Below are 532 nucleotides of genomic sequence, written 5' to 3'. Positions count from 1 at the left end.
CTCTCGGAGTGCCCCCCGGCCGATCAGCGCAATCGCCTTCAGCATCGCCGGCCCGCCCTCGGTCAGGGGCCGCGCGATCCACCAGCTTCCGACGCCGCCCTGATCCCTCTACCGTCGCCCCAACAGGGAGACAGAAATGCAGTTCACTTGGGTTGAGCAGATTGAGGGCTCTCGGGCCGACGAACTCTTCGAGATGTTCGGCAAGGAATGGTGGACATCGAAGCGGACCCGAGAAGACATGGTCCACATGCTCGGGCGATCCGATCTGACGCTGGGGTGCTGCGCCGAAGACGGCCGCTTGGCGGCTTTTGCGCGGGTCTTGACCGACTACACCTTCAAGGCGTTCATCTTCGACGTGATCGTCCATCACGCATTCCGTGGGCATGGCCTCGGCAAGGCGATCATGGAGAAGATCATCCAGCACGAGAGCTTGAAGAAGGTGTCCAGCTTCGAGCTCTACTGCCAGCAGGACAACGTCGCGTTCTACGGTAAGCTGGGTTTCGCGCCGAAGTCTTCGAACCTGATGGCCCTC

1 protein-coding gene is annotated in these 532 nt (G+C 61.7%); it reads left to right on the top strand.

Translation table 11 applies throughout. The annotated features are described in order from the left end of the window. Positions 1–136: 136 nt before the first annotated feature. A partial coding sequence (locus AC1DWF_RS38195) for a GNAT family N-acetyltransferase (protein ID WP_476843601.1) occupies positions 137–532 on the top strand: 396 nt, incomplete at its 3' end.

The organism is Aminobacter sp. P4_D5 (assembly GCF_056401815.1).
This window is presented reverse-complemented; position numbering and strand designations above follow the sequence as displayed.